The sequence below is a fragment of the Janthinobacterium sp. GW821-FHT03C08 genome (genome assembly GCF_059420905.1).
In genome coordinates this window covers 107,706-127,551 of record NZ_JBWKUP010000016.1, presented here as the reverse complement: position 1 = coordinate 127,551, position 19,846 = coordinate 107,706, and the positions used below count along the sequence as shown (strand labels likewise).

Below are 19,846 nucleotides of genomic sequence, written 5' to 3'. Positions count from 1 at the left end.
ACCGCGCGTCGATGCCGGCGACGGCGGGATCGGTATCGGGCAGGCTGTCGGACGGCGCCGCACCCGGCTCGGCCAGCAGCAGCGGCGGGCCGCCGGCGGGCAGGCGCGCGGCCAGCGCGGCGCTGCTGACCACCAGCGCGGGCGCGGCGTCGGCGAGGATGTGCGCCAGGCGCTGCGGCGGGCAGTTCGCTTCCACCGGCACGTAGGCGGCGCCCGCCTTGAGGATGGCCAGCAAGGAGATCACCAGCGCATCGCTGCGCTCGAGCAGCACCAGCACGCGCTGGCCCGGCTGCACGCCGGCGGCCAGCAGCGCGTGCGCTTGGCGGTTGGCCTGCGCATCGAGGGCGGCATACGTCAGGCTGCGCGCGCTATGGCGCAGGGCCAGCGCCTGCGGCGTGCGCGCCGCCTGCCGCGCGAACAGCGCAGGCACGCTGTCCTGGCGGGTCGGCGCGACGGTTGCGCGGTTGAAGTCCAGCAGCACCTGCCGGCGCGCCGCCGCATCCATCAGCGGCAAGCGGCCCAGTGTCAGGCTGTCGTCGGCCGCCATGGCCGCCAGCACGGCTTGCAGGCTGGCGGCCAGGCGCGCCATGCCGTCATGGTCGAACAGGTCGCTCGCATATTCGATATGGCCCGCCACCTGCCGGCCATCGTCGTCGAGCAGCAGGGACAGGTCGAAATGCGTGCTGGCCTGGGGCAGCGGCAGCGGACGGGGATCGAACAGGGCGCCGTCGCCGTCCGGCGCCGGCGTGTTGTTGAGCGCCATGACGCTCTGGAACAGGGGGCTGTAGGCCAGGCTGCGTACGGGCTTGACGGCATCGACCACCTGGTCCAGCGGCAGGTCCTGGTGTTCGTAGGCGGCCAGCGCCGTGGCGCGGATGCGCGCCAGCAGTTCGGTCACAGTGGGGTCGCCGTGCAGGCGCACGCGCAGGGCCACCGTGTTGACGAAGAAGCCCGGCAGCACCTCCAGTTCGGGCAGCGGGCGGTTGGCGACGGGCGTGCCGATGACGATGTCGTCCTGGCCGCCCAGGCGCGACAGCAGCGCGCTCCAGCCCGCGAGCAGGGTCATGAACAGGGTGGCGCCGTGGCGGGCGCTGAGCCGGCGCAGCGCGTCGGCCAGCGTCGCCTCCAGGGCGAACGCCAGGCGCGCGCCGCGGTAGCTCTGGCGCGCGGGACGGGGATGGTCGAGCGGCAGTTCCAGCAGGGGCGGCGCGCCGTCCAGCTGCGCGCGCCAGTACGCCTGCTGCGCCTGCAGCGGCGCCGCATGCGCGGCATGGCGCTGCCAGCGCGCGTAGTCCGCATACTGCAGCGCGGGCGGCGGCAGCGGGTCGGGCAGGCCGGCAGCGAAGGCGGCGTACAGGGTCGCCAGTTCCCCGCACAGCACGCCCAGCGACCAGCCATCGCTGATGATGTGGTGCTGCACCAGCAGCAGCTCATGCTCGTCGTCCGCGCGGCGCAGCAGCAGGGCGCGCAGCAGCGGCCCGCGCGCCAGGTCGAAGGGCCGGGCGATTTCTTCCGCATACAGGGCTTCGGCCGCCGCCTCGCGCTGCTGCGGCGGCACGCTGGAAAGGTCCGCCTGGCGCAGGGGGAAGGCGAACGGCGCGCCCGCCATCTGGTGCGGCACGCCATCGCTGGCGCCGAAGTGCGTGCGCAGGATGGCGTGGCGCCGCAGCAGGGCGTCGAGCGCCTGGCGCAGGGCATCGGCCCGCAGCGGCCCGCGCAGGCGCCACGCCACCGGCATGTGGTAGGCGGCGCCGGCGGCGGCGTCGAGCTGGTGCAGGAACCACAGGCGCTGCTGCGTGTACGACAGCGCCACCTTGTCGCCATCCGGTGTCGTCTGCGCCGACAGCGGGGGCAGGGCGGCGCCGGCCGGGGCCCCGTCGAGGATGGCGGCCAGGCCGGCCACCGTGGGCGCGCCGAACAGCTGGCCCAGGGTCAGTGCCGTGCCGCTGGCCTGGCGCAGGCGCGACACGAGCTGGCCGGCCAGCAGCGAATGGCCGCCCAGCTCGAAGAAGTCGTCGTGCCGGCCCACCTGCTCCAGTCCCAGCAGCTCGCGCCACAGGCGCGCCACGAGCATTTCCTGCAAGCCGACGGGCGCCTCCACCTGCCGTCCGGACAGGGCGGCGCGGCCGGGCGCGGGCAGGGCGCGGCGATCCACCTTGCCGTTCGGCGTCATGGGGAACTGTTCCAGCAGCACGAAGGCGGGCGGCACCATGTAGGACGGCAAGGCCTGCGCCAGCAGCGCGCGCAGGCTGGCGATGAGGGGCGCGCCGTCTGCCTGCGCCAGGTCCGCCGCGTCGGCGCGCACGTAGGCGGCCAGGCGCTTGTCGCCGGGACGGTCTTCGCGGCACACCACGACGGCCTGGCGGCAGGCCGGATGGCTGGCCAGCACGGCCTCGATTTCCCCCAGCTCGATGCGGAAGCCCCGCAGTTTCACCTGGTTGTCGATGCGGCCCAGCATGTCCAGGCGGCCGTCGCGGGTCCAGCGCACCAGGTCGCCGGTGCGGTACAGGCGGCTGCCGGGCACGCCGGAAAACGGGTCGGCGATGAATTTTTCCGCCGTCAATTCCGGCCGCGCATGGTAGCCGCTGGCCACGCCCAGGCCGCCGATCAGCAGTTCGCCGGGCACGCCCACGGGCACGGGCTGCAAATGGCGGTCGACCAGGTAGACCTGGGTATTGCTGACGGGCTTGCCGATGGTGACCAGGCCATCGCCGGGCAGCACCCGTTCGCCCGTGGAGTAGATGGTGGTCTCCGTGGGGCCGTACAGGTTCCACAGCTGCGCCACCCTGGCCAGCAGGCCGTCGGCCAGCTCGCGCGTCATCGGCTCGCCGCCGCTGATGATGCGCAGGCCGCCGCGGCCCTGCCAGCCCGCATCGAGCAGCATGCGCCAGGTGGCGGGCGTGGCTTGCACGAGGGTGGCGCCGCAGGCGTCGATCAGCGCGGCCAGGGCCACGCCGTCGGCCGCCGTGGCCGTGTCGGCGATGGCCACCGTGGCGCCCACGGTGAAGGGCAGCAGCAGTTCCAGCACGGCGATGTCGAAGGACAGCGTGGTCACGGCGCAGATGGTGTCGGCGGCCGTCATGCCCGGCTGGTGCAGCATGGCGGCGAAAAAGTTCACCAGCGCGCGGTGCGGCAGCAGCACGCCCTTGGGGCGCCCCGTGGAGCCGGAGGTGTAGATCACGTAGGCGGGCGAGGCGGGATCGACGGCCACGCTGACGGCCGGCGCGTCCGCCCTGCGTTCGGCGATGTCGTCGATGGCGACGAATTCGCGGGCGCCGGCGGGCAGCTGCGCTTGCAGCGCGCCCTCGCCGAGCACCAGGCGCGCGCCCGAATCGTCGAGCATGAAGGCCAGCCGCTCGGCCGGATAGGCGGGATCGAGGGGCACGTAGGCGGCGCCCGCCTTCAGGATAGCCATCAGGCCGGCCACCAGCTGCGGTCCGCGGTGCAGGTGCAGGCCCACCAGGTCGCCCGGCCGCACACCCCGCTCCAGCAGGCGCGCGGCGATGGCGTCGGCGCGGCGCGCCAGCTGGCCGTAGCTGACGCGCTGCCCGCCATGCACGATGGCCGTGCGCTGCGGCGTGCGGGCCGCCTGCGCATCGACGAAGTCGTGCGCATTGCGCAGCGCACCGAGGGGCAGGGCGCTGGCGTTCCAGTCGTGCAGCAGCAGTTGCCGCTGCGCGGGCGGCAGCAGGGGCAGGAGCACCAGCGGCCTGGCGGGATCGGCCAGCAGCGAATGCAGCAGCTGTTGCAGGTTGTCCGCCCAGGCGGCGATGCCTTCCCCGTCGAACAGGTCCAGCGCGAAGTCGAGCCGGCCCGCATAGCCGCCGCCGGCGCCATCATCGAGCACCAGCGCCAGGTCGAAGGGCATGTCCTGCGCGGGGTGGGCGCCGAAGGCCAGCACGGCCTGGAACAGGGGATGAAAGCTGTCGCTGCGCGGCGGCTGCAGCGCCTCGACCAGCTGCGCCAGGCTGCCGGCGCGGTGGCGCGCCGCTGCCGCCAGGGCGGCGTCGGCCTGCGCCAGCAGGCTGTTGCCCGTGCTGGCGTCATCGAGGCGCAGGCGCAGCGGGGCGACGGCACCGGGCTGCGCCGTGCCGATGACGAGGTCCTGTTGTCCGCTGAGGCGGGCCAGGAAAGCGGTCCAGGCCGTCAACAGCACGGCCAGCGGCGCCGCGCCGCGGTGCCGGGCCAGCTGGCGTACTTGCGTGGCCGTACCGGCGTCGATGGCGAAGGGCACGCTGCCCGTGCGCCAGCTTTGGCGGGCCGGCCGGGATCGTTCGCCGGGCAATTCCAGCAGGGCGGGTGCGCCGTGCAACTGCTGGCGCCAGAAATCGGCCTGCTCCTGTGCCAGCGGGGCGCATGGGGCAGGACTGGCCGTGGCGTTTGCCAGGCGGCCATGCCGGAGAGTGTGGAAATAGTCTGTCAGAGCCATGGTGTACACCGAAAAGTGAGGCAGTGAGTCAGTCCGGTCCGTGCCAGGCGGGCTGGAACGGGATCGGGGCGGGAAATCAGCGTTGCGAATATAGCATCGTGTTTTTCATTTCCAGGGCATCTTGGTGTTTTCAACTTAATAACAACACTTGGTTTGAATAATGATTTTTTAGCCAATTTTTCGATTATTCGTGCGCACGGGCGGGCGCCATGATCCACGCTGCTGCACGAATTGCGGCGATGCGGCGGAAAGGGGCTTATATCGGCAGATGAATATCGGAAGGGCGGCCTGGATGCACTCTCATGGTGCAATGGAGCAGCAGGGAAGGGGTATAAACTGGCTGGCATAGCCGCTGCGGTGCGGGTGTTGGCCAGGGCGGATGCCGGAAATGAATTGGCCGGAAAGGCATGGACGGGACAGGAAAGGGGACTGGCGCCAGATACGCCAGCAATATGCCGACAGGCGCCGTGGGTGCAGATTAGGTATTGTTAACTGTTTGTAATTTTTAGTAAATTACAAAAACATGGAAAATATTGATTTTATTCAATAACGCAGGAGAAAAATCAGGAAAATACGTCATATTCATTGATTATTTTGTAACATTGAAAATATGAAATATATGCTACGGTGTCAAGGGCAAATGCATTATCCGCGCGGATGCGCGGCGGGACGCTGTCCTGCCTTCGGCCCTGGGACGCCCATGAATTGGGGGATTTCCAGCATCTGCACTCGCTGATTGAATACTGATAGTCACAAATTTAATAATTGCTTAAGTATTAAATATCATTTCCATCTTTTCACGGAAATTATCATCTTTATCATTGATTTTCGATATAAGGAATTTACTATATGAGCTTGGCTAAATACGTCAAACATATATAAAAATAAGATAATTTAATGCGTTTCGGTAGAGGCTGGCTATCAAAAGTATGGTATGGAGGCGGCGTGAATATTTATATTGGAAAAGATGAATTGGCTAAATGTCGTGAATTGATGCTTATCTGCCGATAAAAATCCTTTAGGCTTAAATGAACTGGTGTGTCTGTGTATATGTGTGAGTTTCTTGCTGTAATGGTGATAATACGCTTCTGACGCGATAAGCTGGCCAGGCAGGGGATTATGCGCGGGGTGGTGGCCGGCATTATCTGGCGTATGGGAAAGGGTGGTGGCTATCAATAAGAAAGTCACTTGGGGAAAACCTTGATAGCTGCAAAGAACGGTGTTGTGGGAAAAAAACGGGTAGAGTAGCGTCGCTTCCAGGGTGGCGCATTGTGGCCTGCTGGGGTATTCTTGCGTACAAAGATGATAATAAATGTATTTTTGCGGAAACAATTGAACGAGGTAGGCATGCATATTCACCGTCGCAACAACGTCCGTGTCGCTGGAGAGGGGCCGGCAACCCTCGTATTTGCCCACGGTTTCGGTTGCGACCAGACGATGTGGCGCTACCTGGAACCGCAGTTCCGCCAGCGTTACCGGACCGTGCTGTTCGACCTGGTGGGCAGCGGCCGCTCGGATCTGGGCGCCTACGATATGCGCCGCTATGCGACGCTCGACGGCTACGCCGACGACCTGCGGGAGGTGGTCGATTCCGTGCCGGGTGCCGGCGACGGCCCCGTGATCTGCATCAGCCATTCCGTCAGCGCCATGAGCGCCTTGCTGGCCACGATCGCCGCACCGGGCTTGTTCGCCGCGCAGGTCATGCTGGCGCCATCGCCCTGTTATATAGACGAGCCTGCCACCGGCTACCGGGGCGGCTTTACGCGCGCGGACATCGATGATCTGCTGCGCGCCATGGACAGCAATTATCTGGGCTGGTCCGGCACCATGGCGCCGGCCATCATGGGCGCGCCCGGGCAGCCGGCGCTGGGCGAAGACCTGGCGCGCAGCTTTTGCCGCACCGACCCGGCCATCGCGCGGCATTTCGCGCAAGCCACCTTCTTGTCCGATCACCGCGCTATCCTGTCGCGCAACACGACGCCGGCGCTGATCGTGCAATGCAGCGACGACTTCATCGCGCCCGTCCCGGTGGGCGTCTACCTGCGCGAGACGCTGCCGCGCAGCAGCCTGCAAGTGGTGGAGAATATCGGCCATTGCCCGCACATGAGCGCGCCCGACGCCAGCTACCGCGCCATCCGCGGCTTTCTCGACGGCCTGCGCCTGTGATGCGCGACGCCATGGCTTCCTTGCCTGACGCCAATACCCTGTTCCAGCACGCGGCGTGCGGGCTGCTGCTGTGCGCCAGCGACGGCACCATTCTTCAGGCGAATGCCACGTTTTGCGGCTGGCTCGGCTATGGCGCGGGCGAATTGATCGGGCACAAGACGCTGCAGGATTTGCTGACCATCGGCGGGCGCGTGTTTCACCAGACCCATTGGCTGCCGCTGATGCAGGTGCAGGGCAGCGTGTCGGAAGTGCTGCTTGACATGCGCCAGCGCCAGGGACAGGCCGTGCCCATGCTGTTCAACGCCGTGCGGCGCGTGCACGACGGCGTGCGCTATGACGAGATCGCCGTCTTTGTCGCCAGCGACCGCCGCAAGTACGAGCAGCAGCTGCAGCTGGCGCGCCGGGAAGCGGGCGTGCTCAACGACCAGCTGGCGGCGGCCGACCGGCGCAAGGACGAGTTCCTCGCCACCCTGGCGCACGAGCTGCGCAACCCGCTGGCGCCCATGCGCAACGTGCTGGAAGTGCTGCGCCTGGCGCAGCTGGAGGACCCGCAGCTGTGCTGGGCCCGCGACGTGCTGGGGCGGCAGGTGGGCCACATGACGCATCTCGTCGACGATTTGATGGAAGTGTCGCGCATCACGCGGGGCCGCCTGGAATTGCGCCGCGCCAGCGTGGAGCTGGCGCCCGTCGTGGAGGCGGCGCTGCACAGCGTGGCCAGCCTGGCGGCCCAGTGCGGCCACACGGTGCACGTGGAGCAGTGGCCGCAAGCCATCTGGCTCGATGCGGATGCCACGCGCCTGGGGCAGATGATCGCCAACCTGCTGACGAACGCCGTCAAGTACACGCCCGCCAACGGCAGCATCTGGCTGGGGGTGACATGCGCGCCCGGCGAGGTGCGGCTCACCGTGCGCGACTCGGGCATCGGCATCGCGCCGGAACACCTGGACACCGTCTTCGACATGTTTTCCCAGCTGGAACCGGCCCTGTCGCGCGCCCAGGGCGGCCTGGGCATCGGCCTGTCCCTGGTGCGGGGCCTGGCCGAATTGCATGGCGGAACCGTCAGCGCCCACAGCGGCGGCGTGGGGCAGGGCAGCACCTTCGAATTGCGCCTGCCGCTGCCCGCCGTGCCGCTGGCCGCGCCCGCGCCCGTCAACCGGCGCCTGCTGGCCGGCACGCGCGAAGGCAAGGTGCTTGTCATCGACGACAGCGCCGACGCCGCCGAAAGCCTGGCGCTGGCGCTCGACATCCTCGGCTACGAGGTGCGCACGGCCTACGACGGCGCGGCCGGCATGGAGGTCGCACACAGCTTCTTGCCGCGCGTCATCTTGCTCGACATCGGCTTGCCGCACATGAACGGCTACGACGTGGCGCGCCTGCTGCGCCGCGAACCGTGCGGCAAGGATGCCATCCTCGTGGCCGTCACGGGCTGGGGCCAGGACAAGGACCGCAAGATGGCGTCCGATGCGGGCTTTGATCTGCATTTGACCAAGCCCGTGGATTTTTATGAGCTCGATGCGGTGCTGCAGAAGATGCTGCAGGCGCAGTGAGGATGGTATTGGTAAGGCAAATGATGGAACAACTGACAGAACTTGACATCGCCGTATTCCAGCTGCGCATGGGCTTTGGCCATGCCGAGCGCTGCGTGGACTGGGCCGTGGAACGCCTGCGCCGGGACGAGGAAGGCGACGACCTGGAAGTCGTGCTGCTGGCCAGCGCCCGGGGCCGCGACGAGGTGCTGCCCCTGGCCGACGCCATCATCGCGCGCTACCGGGGTGTGCAGCGGCTGGCTGACCAATTTCTGGCAGGCAAATATATCGTCGAACTGCACGCCGCTTATCTGGCGGGCAGGGAAAGCGTGTCGTCGCTGGACGCCATCCTGACCCGCCTGTACCCGGCGCTTTGCTATCCCGACTGGCTGGTCATGCTGAGCCGCAATTGCGAGTATGCGACGGACGTGGCCGATTTCGCGCAGCCGTTCGAGGATGAATTCCGCTACATCGCCAGCCTGTGGGCGCAAGCGGACAGCCTGGCCGCGTTTGAGAGCACCTATAGCCGCGCGACGTCGGACCTGCATGATGTCATGCCGGGCTAGGGAATGGCCGCACCGGCCTCGCCAACACTTTTTACGAACAGAATCGATAAAACTGATGAAAATTGCCCACGTATCCGATGCCGCCGGCGCAAAGAGTAATGAAGATCTGGTGGCGGTTTATCTGCACAATGCGGGCATCGTGGATATCCTGATTTTTGATGGCGCAAGCTCCGTGTCCGACAAGAATTATTTCGACACGCTCGCCGGCGATGCCGCCTGGTTCGTGTCCGCTTTTGCCGCCAGGCTGCAAGAGGTGGTCGCGCCCGGATTAAGCCAGCATGACAGCATCAAGCTGGCATTGGCACATTTTCAGCGCGACGTGCAGGCGCGTTTTGATCTGGCGCACATTCCTGCGTATGCCTACCCGATTGCCGCCGTGACGTGGGCGCGCATTATCGAGGGCGGCGCGGATGCCGCCGTGCAGATCTATGCGCTTGGCGATTGCAAGGTGTTTGTCTTGAACGCCTCCGGGGAAGTGCGCGATATCGATCCCTACGAGAATGCGCAGGAAGGCGTCTTGAAGGCGGCCATTGCGCAGTTGAAGGCGCAAGGTATCGAGGACAAGGCGCAGGTATTCGCGGCCTTGCTGCCGGCGCTGCGGGAGCGGCGCGCCTTGCAGAATACGCACGCTGCGCCGGCGATATTGTGCATGTACCCGCAAGGGGAATTTGCGGCCAGGCAATATGCGTTTGACTTGGACAGGCAATCGCAACTGCTGGCAATGACGGATGGCTTCTATCGGCTGGCCGATACCTATGGCCTGTATTCCATGGACGGGCTGGTGCGGCGCTGTGGTGAAACGGACCTGGACACGCTGCTGCAGGAATTGCGCCGGTTTGAACAGGATAATCTGGCATCCGGAGCACAGTCCGTCAAGAAGTCCGATGATGCCTCTGCCGTGCGTTATGCTCGGCGCGCGCCAAACAACGAGCGGACTGATGTTTTATAAGCCTGGCCACGCTTCTGCTTGACTTGCCTCAACGTATAATTTGCACAATTCATTGCATGGGAAGCGACGTGCAAAACAAGACCATAGGTTTAATTGGCGGCATCGGCTGGGCCTCGACCCTGGAATACTGCCGGCTCCTCAATGAAATGCGTGATATTGGGATGTACGGAGATACCGCTGCTGATCCGGCAGGGCGATGTGGACGTGCCGCTCTTTGATACGATGGCCATTCATTGCGCGGCGGCGGTGGCGTTCGCCGTCGAAGATTAAGCGCGGCACAGGAGCGGCCGCCTGAACAGGCCGCCGCTCGCTTGGAGCATCAGGCTGGCTGTGCGCCGCCCAGGTTGCGGCTGCGGTTTTCCACCAGCACGGAAATGCCGAGCACGACGATGCCGCCGCAGGCCAGCATGGCGCCCACCCAGCCCGTCGAGCGCAAGCCCATGCCCATGGCGATGGCGATGCCGCCGGCCCAGGCGCCCAGGGCGTTGGCGATGTTGAAGGCGGAATGGTTGAGGGCGGCGGCCACCGTTTGCGCGTCGCCGGCCACGTCCATCAAGCGCGTCTGCACGGCCGGGGCGACGGCGATGCCGGCGCCGATGGCGAACAGGTTGATGGCCGTCAGCCAGACATTGCTGCTCGTATAAGTAAATGCGGCCAGGGCGGCCACGTTCCACAGCAGCACGCCGAAGATGGTCCACAGGCGCGAACGGTCGGCCAGCCAGCCGCCGATCAAGTTACCTACCGTCATGCCGATGCCGATGATGGCCAGCAGGATGGAAATGACGAGGGGCGACACTTTCGTGATTTCCAGCAAGGTTGGCGTAATAAACGTGTAGACGGCGAACATGCCGCCGAAGCCGATGGCCACCATCAGCAGGGTCAGCCACACTTGCAAGCGGCGGAACACGCCCAGTTCGCGGCGCGGGCTGGAATCGCCGGCAGCGACCATGGGCACGAAGATGCGCACCATCAGCATGGTCAGCAGGCCCAGCGCGGCGACGAGCAGGAAGGCCGAGCGCCAGCCCAGGGTCTGGCCGATGTAGGTGGCCAGCGGCACACCGAAGATATTCGCCACCGTCAGGCCCATCAGGACGCGGGCCACGGCCTGGCCGCGCCGGTCTGGTTCGGCCAGGGCGGCCGCCACCAGGGCTGCTACGCCAAAGTAGGCGCCATGCGGGATGCCGGCGACGAAGCGGGCCACCACCAGCAAGCCATAGTTGGGGGCGATGGCGCTGAGCAGGTTGCCGCCAGCGAACATCAGCATCAGGCAGATGAGCATCAGGCGGCGCGGCATGCGCGCCAGGAAGATGGTGATCAGGGGGGCGCCGATGACCACGCCCAGCGCGTAGGCGCTGATCATGTGGCTCATCTGCGGCAAGGTCGTGCCCAGGTCGTCGGCGACGACGGGCAGGATGCTCATGGAGGCGAATTCGCCCGTGCCGATGGCAAGGCCGCCGATGGCCAGGGCCAGGTCGGCGTATCCAGCGCCAAAAGGCGCGGTGACGCGCGGAATCAGGGGTTCTACGGATGATGCGTGCATGTTCTTATTGGCTGGGTAAGGGTGAAACCGGGTGAAATTGCGTGCTGTGGCTCAGCCGCAGGGGTGGCAAAGCGCCACCGGATGCGAAGTGAAGAAAGGCAAGGAGGAGACAGCCGCCCGGCATTTCGGGCTGGAAAAGCTGCCCACAGACAATATTGTAAAAGATTCGGGCAAGCTCTGCCGGGCGGCGGGCAAAATATGCTGCACTGCACACGACAGCGTCTGCTCTTGTTGTTAACGATAACACGGAATGTGCCGATTTCCGCCACAGGGCAAGCGAAGAAAACGCGGCTGTGGCGGAAATGGTCTTGCCGCTGTCTTAACGGGTCATGGTTTGCTGCAGCGCTTCCAGTCCCGCCACGTAAATACCGTGGAACAGCTCGGTGACTTCCTGTTCGCTCACGCCCGCGGGCGTGAAGCGGCCCGACCACGTGACCCGGGCGCCGTCGCTGCCGGCAATCGCGCTTACTTGCAAGGTCGATAAGTAATCGGTGGCGGGAAACGGCGCCTGCAGGATGGAATAGCTGTAGCTGCAGGCCGTGTTGTCGTACGCTTCCAGCTGCTCGACGATGACCTCGCCGGCCGGGTTGGCCAGGTGGCGGATGCGGCCCCCTGCGCTCAAGGTGCTGCTGGGAATGTAGGGCAGCCAGTCGGGCAGGGCATTGAAGCCGCCGATCAGCTGCCACACTTGTGCCGGCGTGGCGGCGATGTCGATGGAGGTGGTGGTGTGTGCCATGTGTATTCCTTGTCTATTAGTTGCTGCCGGCTGGCAACGGGGCGAATGGCGACACCAGCTGCTCGGCGCGCATCTCTTGCCAGAAGGCGGCGGGGATGACGGCGTGCAATGCCTGCTGGTCTTCGGCCAGGCGTTCCGGACGGCTGGCGCCGGGGATCACTGCAGCCACGGCAGGGTTGGCCAAGGAAAATTGCAGGGCGGCCGCCTTCACGCTGACGCCGTGGCGCGCGGCGATGGCCTTGATGCGTTCCACCTTGGCGATGATGGCGGGCGAGGCTTTCTGGTATTCGAAGTGCGCGCCGCCGGCCAGGATGCCCGAGCTGTAGGGGCCGCCCACGACGATGTCGACGTTCTGGCTTGCCGCGGCCGGCATCAGACGCTGCAGGGCCCGTTCATGGTCGAGCAGGGTGTAGCGGCCGGCCAGCAGGAAGGCGTCCGGCTGCGCTTCGGCCAGGTCCAGGGTGAGTTCCAGCGGTTCTACCTTGTTCACGCCCACGCCCCAGGCCTTGATCACGCCTTCTTCGCGCAAGCGGGTCAGCACGCGAAAAGCGCCCGTGCGGGCCATCTCGAATTGCGCCAGCCAGTTGTCGCCATGGAAGTCTTGCGCGATGTCGTGGACCCAGACGATGTCGAGGCGGTCCGTGTCGAGGCGCTTGAGGCTGTCTTCGATCGAACGCAGGGTGGCGTCGGCCGAGTAGTCATCGACGATTTTGTTCTTGCGGCCGAATTCGAACAAGCCCCCTTTTTCGCCCAGTGCGCGGGCGGCGGGGTCTTCCTGTTCGTCGAGGATCAGGCGGCCGACCTTGGTGCTGAGCACGTAATCGTCGCGGCGGCGCTGTTTCAGGGCGGCGCCCAGGCGCAGTTCGGCCAGGCCGGCGCCGTAGAACGGGGCCGTGTCGAAATAGCGGATGCCCGAGTCCCACGCCGCATCGACGGTGGCCAGCGCTTCTGCTTCGGGAATGGCGCGGAACATATTGCCCAGCGGCGCCGTGCCGAAACCCAGTTTGCCTGTCAGTAAGTGTTTGATCGTCATGGTGTTTTCCTTCAATGAGTGAGTGAATGGAGACAGAATAGCTGGACAAGTTAAGCCTGTCCAAGACATAATTTGCGCAACTTGAGTCCTGAAAGGTCTGATATGCTGGACATGCGCCAATTGCAATACTTCATCGCCGTCGCCGAGGAAGAACACGTGGGACGGGCCGCCGAGCGCCTGCATATTTCCCAATCGCCGCTGAGCCGGCAGATCGCCCAGCTCGAAGACAAGCTGGGCCTGACCCTGTTCGAGCGCAGCGCGCAGCGCATCCGCCTGACGCGCGACGGCCATACCTTCCTGGCCGAGGCGCGCGCTTTTATTACCCACGGGAACCGCCTGGAAGCGCTGGCGAAACGCCTGGGACGCGGCGATGAGGGCGGCCTGTGCATCGGCTACATCGAAAACGCCATGCATGCGGGCGTCTTGCCCGATGGCTTGCGCACCTTGCGCGCCACGCGGCCGCAGGTACACGTGGCCCTGTACAACCTGCATTCGGCGGAGCAGATCGAAGGCTTGCGCCAGCGCAGTCTCGATATCGCCCTGCTGTGCGAGCCGCCGCTGCCGAACGACCCCGACCTCGACTGCGCGCAAGTGCTGAGCGACCCCATGCTGCTGGCCTTGCCGCAGACGCACCCGCTGGCGGCCAAGGCGGACCTCACGCCGGACGACCTGGCGGGCCAGGAATGGATTGCCGTGCTGCACAAGGAAAGCGTGCTGAAGCACGATAACTTCATCGCCGCCTGCGCGCGCGCCGGTTTTACGCCCGATATCCGCCTGGAAGCAACGGAGCCGCTGACGGCGCTGGGCCTGGTGGCGGCCGGTCTCGGCATGGCCATGATCCAGCACAGCCTGCGCCAGCACGCGCCGGCCGGCGTCGTCGTGCGCGAATTGCCGTGGTTCAGCTACCGCACGCCCCTGTGGCTGGCCTGGCACAGGGTGAATTTGCGCCCGCTGGTGGGAATTTTCCGCGCAACCCTGCTGGAGCAGGTGGGGGCGATAGCCTAGATTTTCCTGGCATGTTTCAGGTGCAGGGGCAGCCACCACCACATGCAGGCGATGAGCGCGCCCATCAGCGTGCAGGCGGCGATGCCGGCGACGTGGCCGAAGACTTCCGACATCACCAGGTTGGTGCCGAGGATGAAGGCCAGCGCCAGCGAAAAGGCGCCGCACATCATGATGCGGTCGGCTACGCGCTTGAAGCGTTCGCGGTCTTGCAGGGGGCGCATCACGCGGTGCTGGATGGCGGGCGCGCTGAGCAGCACCAGGCTGGTCATGGACAGGAAGAACGTGGCGAGGAAGACGATCTTTTCCGCCTGCACGATCTTCGCGAAGCCGCCGTTGAAGGGCAGGATGATAAGGAAGGCCGTCAGCATCTGCGCGCCGGGCAGCAGGATGCGCAGTTCGCTGAGCAGGTCGGACAGGTCGCCGGCGTCGCCTGGCGGGCTGTCGTCGTCGCGGGGTTGGGCGTGCGGCATGGCGGCATTCCTGGCAGTGGCAATGTGCCCAGTCTACGCACAAGCGCCACGGCCGACTGTGGGCGGGCGCACCTTCAGCCGCATTGCGCGAAGCGCCGCGGCTGGCGCCGGGCGAAGTCGCGCAGGCGCCACAGCGGCGTCGAGACGATGGCGGTGGCGCTGTAGCTGGCGTCGTGGCCGCACTGGCCGCAGGTATGGCGGCGGTGCGGCGCCAGCGCGAAGTCGCCCAGGTCCAGGTGCGGATGGCCGCAGCGGGCGCAGTCGCTGCAGCCCAGCGGCACGCCGGCCTGCAGGGCGGCCAGCCACGCCTGCGCGGCCGGCGGCGTGATATTCAGTTGCACGACGCCGGGGGCAAACAGGCCGGGCAGGGCGCGGCAGTCGATGGCCAGCACCGGCGCATCGCGGGCCAGCAGGGTGCCGCCGTCATCGGCCCTGGCGCGCAGCTGCAGCAAGCCATCCTCGCCCGGGCGCAGGCAGATGTCGTGATGGCGCGCGGGATCGAACCGTTCCGGGTACAGCACATAGCCCATGGGGCTGGCATGCAGGCGGCAGCGCAGCTGGCCGGACGCCTGCCGGCCGGCCACGTCCGCCTGCGTGCCCCAGTAGCACTGGTGCGTGCGGCACCAGTGGCGGGCCGCGCCGTTGCGGAACTTGCCGGCGGGATGCACATCGCACGCGACGATGGCGTCCATGCCCGCGCCGGCGCGAAAGTGGCCCGTGATGTGTTCCGTGGTCGCGGCAAGATGGCCCGTGCTGGCCTGCAGGGGCCAGCACATGCCGGGCAGGGTCAGCGGCGCGGCCAGGCCGGCCTCCGCGCGGCTATCGCCTTGCCAGCCATCAGCGTGCGAAAGCACTTGCCGCAATGCGCAAGCCCGCCGTCACGGGCGGGCCTGGCAGTGTCCAGCATGGGGGGCATGGCCGCGACTTATTCTTCCGTATCGGCCAGGGTGACGATGGCGCGCGCCCATTTCGCGTACTTCAGGTTGGCCAGGTCACGCACGGTCTTGACGTTGAATGCCTGCTTGAGCAGCTCGGCATCCTTCTCGCTCACGCCTTGCAGCGCATCGACGGGGGCATCGGCGATTTCCTTGAACGTCTTTTTTTCGTAGGCCTTGTCTACCGCTTTATTGATGTTCATATCTTGATACTCCTCAGTAAGTGGGAAAATTTATTCTACACGGTTTTGTTTTTGCTCAATTTACGCTTGCATGTTGTGCCGAAGTAAATATGATGGAGGTGGGCGCAGCTGCAGGCTAGCCCGTATTTCAACTGCCTGTTACATTGCAATGATGGCATTTTTATTATTCATAGTATAATTGTTGCACATGTCGGAGATGACACTCCGGCCTTAGCGGATGCCGCAGTGTCGCGGCCCGAATTGATCGCGTTCAGGAGATTACGATGAGTTTGCTAGACCAACTTGCAGGACAGGCGATGAGCGCTTTGGGCAACAAGGGTGCGGATGGGGAAGCCCAGTCGGGGCTGATGGCCAGCGTGATGGAGCTGGTCAACCAGCATGGCGGCTTGCCCGGCCTGCTGCAAAAATTCCAGGAAAGCGGCCTGGGCGACCAGGTGGCCAGCTGGATCGGCACCGGCGCCAATGCGCCCGTGTCCGGCGAGCAGATCAAGGATGCCCTGGGCACCGACACCATCGCCCAGATCGCCGAGAAAGCGGGCGTCGCGCCGGACGCCGCATCGGGCGGCCTGGCGGCCCTGCTGCCGCAGCTGATCGACAAGCTGACGCCGAACGGTCAGGTACCGGAAGGCAATGACCTCGTCAGCCAGGGCTTGAATATGCTCAAGGGTAAGTTTTTCGGTTGATACCCTGGTCCTGAAAGTGAACAACCTCGCAGCGATGCGAGGTTTTTTTATGTGCCAGGTTTTGTGTGCGAACGATGAACGTCTGAAAACGCCCAGGGGCAGGCAACAGCGCCATGGGCGTTTCTCAGGCGGCGGCCATCATGCCGAAACGTTGCGGCTCGGCAGTCAGCCGCGCCGTGCTGCCTTCCACCAGGTAGGAGCAATAGCGGCGCCGCTCGGCGCTGCCGCCGCGCCGTTCCATCAATTCGCCCAGCATGGCGACGGCATCGGCGGCCATTTTCTGCACGGGCTGGCGCAGGGTGGTGATGTCGTAGCTGAGCCAGCCGGACGCTTCCAGCGCGTCGAAGCCGGCCACGGACATCTGCAGCGGCACCTGGATGCCCATCTGGTGGCGCGCCGTGTCCAGGCAGCCGATGGCCATGATGTCGTTGCCGCAGATGACGGCGTCGGGCACGCGGCCCAGGCGGTCGATGACCTTGCGCAAGCCCAGTCCGCCGCTGGCGTAATCGTAGTTGCCGCTGACGACGATGGGCGCGGGCAAGCCCAGGACCAGCAGGCGGTCCAGCACGCCTGCCTTGCGTTCCTGCGCCACGGCCGAATCGCCGGGGCCGTCGATGATGGCGAACTGGCGGTGGCCCGCCTCGGCCAGGCGCGACACGAGCAGTCGCGCCGCTTCCGCCTGGTCGCACAGCACCGCGTGCACGGCGTGTTCGCGGGGGCTGCGGTTGAACAGCACCAGCGGCACCGCGCGCTTGCCGAACTCGGCCATCTGCTCGTCGGACAGGGCGGCGGCGACGATGGCGCCATCGACCTGGTATTGCCACACATCGCTCAAGACCTTGCCGACGTCCGCTTCGCGCTCCAAGGTAAACAACAATAAACGCTTGCCCTGGCGGGCGATTTGCTGGCTCAGGTCGGACAGCACTTGCGGGTAGTACAGGTTGGCCAGGTTGGAAATGATGACGGCAACCAGGTTCGAGCGGCGCGTGATGAGGCTGCGCGCGGCCGCATTGGGGATGTAGTCGAGGGTGATGGCCGCCTGCATGACCTTGGCGTGCGTCGCTTGCGAGACGCTGGCGCCCGGCTTGAAGCAGCGCGACACGGCCGATTGCGAGACCCCCGCCAGCAGGGCCACGTCATACGAGGTGACGCGGCGGGCGGCGCCGGGCAGGATGCAGGCGGTGGTGCTGGAGTTCCGGACGGCAGTATTCTTTTTTCGCATATTGGTCTGGCAAGCAACCTGTCTCAAAGTATTCCTGCAGGCCCGGCCGCTAGTGGCGGCCTGGGCGGAAAGAATGAGCATAACGAAAATATTTCTACGTGGCAAGACTGCATGCTTGTTCACGTTTATTATTTTTGTTGCAAAATAATAGGATGCACTGGCAAGCGGCATGGCCGCCCGTCGCGGCGGGCCGCGCGCGCCTCAGTCGGCGCTGTCGCAGGGGCCGCTGCCATAGGGGCTGATGCGTCCCGGCGGCGGCACCCTGCGCGCGCTGAAGTCGCTGGCCAGGGTGGCCAGCGGCAGTTGCGCCGTGGTGCTCGCTTCCGTGCCGCTCACCGTGCCCCGCACCGTCAGCGCCAGTTGCACCCAGGAACCGTAGTTGCGCGGATAGCTGACGGTGACGGTGGCCATGCCCAGCGCATCGCTGGGGCCGCTGGCGCTGACGGTGAGGGGGATGCCCGGGTCCAGCACGCCATTGCCGTTGCGGTCATAGGCGGCGTCGTAGATGCCGTTGCGCAGCACGTCTTCGTTGGGGCAGCTGTAGTGGGGCAGGGCCAGGCGCCACACGCCCGTGTCGGGGAATTCCGGCTTGTCCGCCTGCCACACATAATAACCCTTGGCATACTGGCCGGGCCAGGCGGCGGCCGTGATGGCGACGCCGGGCACGGCGTTGCCGGCGCTGTCGGAGACGAAGACGGCAAACTCCTTCTGCAGCACGCTGGCCGAATACTCGCGCACCTGGTTACCCGTGCCCAGCTTGATCGACAGGGCCTGGCGCGCCACCGTCAGGCTCACCTGTCCGCTTGCCGCCGCCTGCGCGGCACCGTCGATGCGGGCCTGGATCAGCACGCCGTCGCGGCCGCTGTCGGCCGGTCCCGCCACGTAGACGGCCCGCGCCAGCCCGTCGCTGCCCGTGTAGACGCGGCCCGCCTGCCGCAGGAAACCGCCGCTGGGGTCGCTCACGATGGTAAACACGACGGGCGCATTCTTGACGAGGTTGTTCGTCGCGCCATCGCGCACGACGGCGCTGATGACGCTGGCCTGCTCGCCCGATGCCGCCGTGCTGGCGCGCAGGACGGCCGGTTCGGCCTGCACGGCCAGCTTGCTGGCGCCGCTCAGGGGGGCGACGAACTCCAGCCGCGTCTGCGCCGTGGGGCCGCCCGCTACGGCGGCCGTGACGGTGGCCACGCCCGCATGCGCCGACTGGATATAGCTGCGCGGCAAATTGCCATTGTTAAAGGTCAAGCTGGGCGGCAGCGCCTGGCTGCAGCCGCTGTCGCCGAACAGGCTGCCGCGCGACGTGGCCAGGCTGGCGTTGCCGGACTGCGCCACGCCCGCCTTGTCGTAGCGCACGTCGACGGCCTGGCATGCGAGGGTGGGAATTTCCGGCAGCACGTCCGCGCCGCTGGCGTCCTGGCCGATGGCCGGACTCAGGCGCAGGTCGCTGCCGGCCACGGCATAGGCTTGCGCTGCGCTGGCGCCCAGCGCGCCGGCGGACACGGCATCCTTGCCCAGACCGCCCGCCGTCAGGCGCAGCAGCAGCTGGCCTTGCGCATTGCTGACGGCCGCGCCGCCATCCTTCACGCGCAGGCTGTTGCCGGCGCCCGTGCCGTAGCTGACGGCGGCGCCGGCCACGGGGCGGCGCGCCGAGTCGCGCACGGTGACGGTGTAGTCCGCGCCCTGGCCCAGCAGCAAGGCCGATGGCCCCAGCAGTTCCACCGTGCTGCCCGTCACGGCCACCGTGCCGCTGCCGCTGCGCGCGCCCACCGTGGCCGTCACCGTGATGGGGCGGTTGCCGTTGGCCCCGCCCGTGCCCAGCAGGGCGCGCGCCTGGCCATTCCTGTCCGTCACGCTGTCGACGCTGCCGAGGATGCCCGAATCGGCGGCAAAGGAAATTTTTGCGTTCGGCAAGGCCAGGTTGGCGCCATCCTTGACGAGGGCCGTGACGGCCACCTCGCCGCCGGGCAGGCCCGCCGAGGCCAGTTCCGTGCTGGAAAACACCAGCTTGACGTCGCTGGCCAGGCTGGCCGGCTCGGGCGGCGTGACGGGGGGAATCACCGGAGGCGTCACGGGTGGCGTCACGGGCGGCACGACGGGATCGGGCAGGGTGCCGCCGCAGCCGGCCGTTCCATGCAGGCTACAGCCGCCGGACGCCTGCGTCCCGGCGCTGCCTGCGCCGCCGCAGCCGGCCAGGCAGGCGAGGAAGGCGGCGCACAGCGTGGCCGGCAGGTGGCGCAGGGGGAAGGCGTGGCGCAGGCGGGCGTAGGGCACGATGGATCTCCGGGAGCTTGCCGAATTGCTCGGCGTCAATTTCTAAAGAGTAGCTTTTGCGCGCGGCAGCTACTTGATGCAAAGCAAGCTTGTTGTCCGGGCCATGGCGGAA

The 19,846-nt window shown here is 66.4% G+C and carries 16 protein-coding genes; 6 read left to right on the top strand and 10 right to left on the bottom strand.

Annotated features, from left to right (window positions below; all coding sequences use genetic code 11):
- Positions 1-4,429 (bottom strand): amino acid adenylation domain-containing protein (locus tag AC07VL_RS22235; protein ID WP_494807773.1); only part of this gene is annotated, 4,429 nt, incomplete at its 3' end.
- A gap of 921 nt (positions 4,430-5,350) precedes the next feature.
- On the bottom strand, positions 5,351-5,782 hold the full coding sequence (locus tag AC07VL_RS22230; RefSeq protein ID WP_494807772.1) for a hypothetical protein: 432 nt from the start codon (positions 5,780-5,782) through the stop codon (positions 5,351-5,353).
- Between AC07VL_RS22230 and AC07VL_RS22225 the strand changes: the two genes are divergently transcribed.
- The 4 genes from AC07VL_RS22225 to AC07VL_RS22210 are packed head-to-tail and all read left to right on the top strand — an operon-like array spanning position 5,777 to position 9,636.
- Complete coding sequence (locus AC07VL_RS22225) at positions 5,777-6,595, top strand: alpha/beta fold hydrolase (protein ID WP_494807771.1); 819 nt, start codon at positions 5,777-5,779, stop codon at positions 6,593-6,595. The genes AC07VL_RS22230 and AC07VL_RS22225 overlap by 6 nt on opposite strands.
- A gap of 11 nt (positions 6,596-6,606) precedes the next feature.
- On the top strand, positions 6,607-8,142 hold the full coding sequence (locus AC07VL_RS22220) for a hybrid sensor histidine kinase/response regulator (protein WP_494807770.1): 1,536 nt from the start codon (positions 6,607-6,609) through the stop codon (positions 8,140-8,142).
- 23 nt (positions 8,143-8,165) lie between these two features.
- Positions 8,166-8,687 carry a hypothetical protein gene (locus tag AC07VL_RS22215; RefSeq protein WP_494807769.1) on the top strand — a complete coding sequence of 174 codons (522 nt, stop codon included), beginning with the start codon at positions 8,166-8,168 and terminating at the stop codon, positions 8,685-8,687.
- 55 nt (positions 8,688-8,742) lie between these two features.
- A complete protein-coding gene (locus AC07VL_RS22210) occupies positions 8,743-9,636 on the top strand; it encodes a hypothetical protein (protein WP_494807768.1) in 894 nt (297 codons plus the stop codon).
- Positions 9,637-9,955: 319 nt separating this feature from the next.
- Here the strand turns inward: AC07VL_RS22210 and AC07VL_RS22205 are convergent, their stop codons facing one another.
- The 3 genes from AC07VL_RS22205 to AC07VL_RS22195 all read right to left on the bottom strand — a co-directional run bounded on the left by AC07VL_RS22205 (position 9,956) and on the right by AC07VL_RS22195 (position 12,945).
- On the bottom strand, positions 9,956-11,176 hold the full coding sequence (locus AC07VL_RS22205; protein ID WP_290601716.1) for an MFS transporter: 1,221 nt from the start codon (positions 11,174-11,176) through the stop codon (positions 9,956-9,958).
- A 319-nt stretch (positions 11,177-11,495) separates the two neighbouring features.
- On the bottom strand, positions 11,496-11,912 hold the full coding sequence (locus AC07VL_RS22200; RefSeq protein ID WP_494807767.1) for an SRPBCC family protein: 417 nt from the start codon (positions 11,910-11,912) through the stop codon (positions 11,496-11,498).
- Between the two features lie 16 nt (positions 11,913-11,928).
- Positions 11,929-12,945 carry an aldo/keto reductase gene (locus AC07VL_RS22195; RefSeq protein ID WP_494807766.1) on the bottom strand — a complete coding sequence of 339 codons (1,017 nt, stop codon included), beginning with the start codon at positions 12,943-12,945 and terminating at the stop codon, positions 11,929-11,931.
- Positions 12,946-13,047: 102 nt separating this feature from the next.
- Between AC07VL_RS22195 and AC07VL_RS22190 the strand changes: the two genes are divergently transcribed.
- Positions 13,048-13,950, top strand: a complete 903-nt coding sequence (locus tag AC07VL_RS22190) for a LysR family transcriptional regulator (protein WP_494807765.1) — start codon at positions 13,048-13,050, stop codon at positions 13,948-13,950.
- Here the strand turns inward: AC07VL_RS22190 and AC07VL_RS22185 are convergent.
- The 3 genes from AC07VL_RS22185 to AC07VL_RS22175 all read right to left on the bottom strand — a co-directional run bounded on the left by AC07VL_RS22185 (position 13,947) and on the right by AC07VL_RS22175 (position 15,558).
- The gene (locus tag AC07VL_RS22185) at positions 13,947-14,420 is read right to left on the bottom strand and encodes a DUF6328 family protein (RefSeq protein ID WP_494807764.1); all 474 of its coding nucleotides are present in this window, start codon (positions 14,418-14,420) and stop codon (positions 13,947-13,949) included. The genes AC07VL_RS22190 and AC07VL_RS22185 overlap by 4 nt on opposite strands.
- A gap of 74 nt (positions 14,421-14,494) precedes the next feature.
- Positions 14,495-15,274, bottom strand: coding sequence for a hypothetical protein (locus tag AC07VL_RS22180; RefSeq protein ID WP_494807763.1), 780 nt, complete (start codon positions 15,272-15,274; stop codon positions 14,495-14,497).
- A 71-nt stretch (positions 15,275-15,345) separates the two neighbouring features.
- Entirely contained in the window at positions 15,346-15,558 is a 213-nt protein-coding gene (locus tag AC07VL_RS22175) for a hypothetical protein (RefSeq protein WP_102299139.1), read from the bottom strand.
- A gap of 263 nt (positions 15,559-15,821) precedes the next feature.
- Here AC07VL_RS22175 and AC07VL_RS22170 point away from each other — a divergent pair, with 263 nt between their 5' ends.
- Complete coding sequence (locus AC07VL_RS22170) at positions 15,822-16,241, top strand: YidB family protein (protein ID WP_494807762.1); 420 nt, start codon at positions 15,822-15,824, stop codon at positions 16,239-16,241.
- Positions 16,242-16,365: 124 nt separating this feature from the next.
- On the opposite strand, the gene AC07VL_RS22165 is transcribed toward AC07VL_RS22170, so the two are convergent.
- The gene (locus AC07VL_RS22165; RefSeq protein ID WP_494807761.1) at positions 16,366-17,463 is read right to left on the bottom strand and encodes a LacI family DNA-binding transcriptional regulator; all 1,098 of its coding nucleotides are present in this window, start codon (positions 17,461-17,463) and stop codon (positions 16,366-16,368) included.
- A gap of 201 nt (positions 17,464-17,664) precedes the next feature.
- On the bottom strand, positions 17,665-19,734 hold the full coding sequence (locus tag AC07VL_RS22160) for an Ig-like domain-containing protein (protein ID WP_494807760.1): 2,070 nt from the start codon (positions 19,732-19,734) through the stop codon (positions 17,665-17,667).
- Positions 19,735-19,846: the final 112 nt, after the last annotated feature.

Excerpts from the sequence above, each read along its gene's own strand:
- AC07VL_RS22200 (WP_494807767.1), bottom strand. The coding sequence starts at position 11,912 with ATGGCACACACCACCACCTCCATCGACATCGCCGCCACGCCGGCACAA.
- AC07VL_RS22225 (WP_494807771.1), top strand. The coding sequence starts at position 5,777 with ATGCATATTCACCGTCGCAACAACGTCCGTGTCGCTGGAGAGGGGCCG.
- AC07VL_RS22215 (WP_494807769.1), top strand. The coding sequence starts at position 8,166 with ATGGAACAACTGACAGAACTTGACATCGCCGTATTCCAGCTGCGCATG.
- AC07VL_RS22210 (WP_494807768.1), top strand. The coding sequence starts at position 8,743 with ATGAAAATTGCCCACGTATCCGATGCCGCCGGCGCAAAGAGTAATGAA.
- AC07VL_RS22195 (WP_494807766.1), bottom strand. The coding sequence starts at position 12,945 with ATGACGATCAAACACTTACTGACAGGCAAACTGGGTTTCGGCACGGCG.
- AC07VL_RS22165 (WP_494807761.1), bottom strand. The coding sequence starts at position 17,463 with ATGCGAAAAAAGAATACTGCCGTCCGGAACTCCAGCACCACCGCCTGC.
- AC07VL_RS22175 (WP_102299139.1), bottom strand. The coding sequence starts at position 15,558 with ATGAACATCAATAAAGCGGTAGACAAGGCCTACGAAAAAAAGACGTTC.
- AC07VL_RS22170 (WP_494807762.1), top strand. The coding sequence starts at position 15,822 with ATGAGTTTGCTAGACCAACTTGCAGGACAGGCGATGAGCGCTTTGGGC.
- AC07VL_RS22190 (WP_494807765.1), top strand. The coding sequence starts at position 13,048 with ATGCTGGACATGCGCCAATTGCAATACTTCATCGCCGTCGCCGAGGAA.
- AC07VL_RS22205 (WP_290601716.1), bottom strand. The coding sequence starts at position 11,176 with ATGCACGCATCATCCGTAGAACCCCTGATTCCGCGCGTCACCGCGCCT.
- AC07VL_RS22230 (WP_494807772.1), bottom strand. The coding sequence starts at position 5,782 with ATGCATGCCTACCTCGTTCAATTGTTTCCGCAAAAATACATTTATTAT.
- AC07VL_RS22185 (WP_494807764.1), bottom strand. The coding sequence starts at position 14,420 with ATGCCGCACGCCCAACCCCGCGACGACGACAGCCCGCCAGGCGACGCC.
- AC07VL_RS22220 (WP_494807770.1), top strand. The coding sequence starts at position 6,607 with ATGGCTTCCTTGCCTGACGCCAATACCCTGTTCCAGCACGCGGCGTGC.